The 503-nt window shown below is 45.3% G+C and carries 1 protein-coding gene; it reads left to right on the top strand.

Features of this window, described 5'->3' with window-relative positions; genetic code table 11:
• Positions 1-131: 131 nt before the first annotated feature.
• On the top strand, positions 132-503 hold a 372-nt coding region (locus tag GY843_RS08080), incomplete at its 3' end, for a hypothetical protein (protein ID WP_297308378.1).

Genomic DNA, 503 nt, shown 5'->3' with positions numbered 1-503 from the left:
ATGGTACACCGGTTAGGCGGCCACCGTTTTGTTCACCCAATCTTCGTTCACAGATGATCCTTACTGGTGATTCTCCGTTTTATAACATCCTTGGTTACAAGGTCGTTCAGACCTCCTGTAATTCTGTTTGTGTGCAATCCATTGCGAGTACGGATCCGGAACATCTCGGAAAGGAGGCCCGTTTAACTTCGGTCTCTGAGACTGCTGGAATTCCGTTAAGAGTACCGCTTGACGCTGTCATTGATGTTGGTGATATGTTGCATTTACTTTCTGTTTTTCGATTGACAGGTAATATGCCGTTAGTCACTTCGTTCCTTTATCAGGATTGCTTAGGATACCGACTCAGTGTAGCCATCGCGCTCGATTACGTCCAAGGTCAAATGATGTATCTTTTTGAGCCTAAGACGCTTAGCGAAGGCCCTGTCAAGAAAACAATGGATGTTGATCTGCCCACTGGAACCTTCTATTGCTATCGAACGCTGTTTTTCAGAGAGCGTTATTCT

Source organism: Neptuniibacter sp. (genome assembly GCF_024231755.1).
Taxonomy (GTDB): Bacteria; Pseudomonadota; Gammaproteobacteria; order Pseudomonadales; family Balneatricaceae; genus Neptuniibacter.
This window is presented reverse-complemented; position numbering and strand designations above follow the sequence as displayed.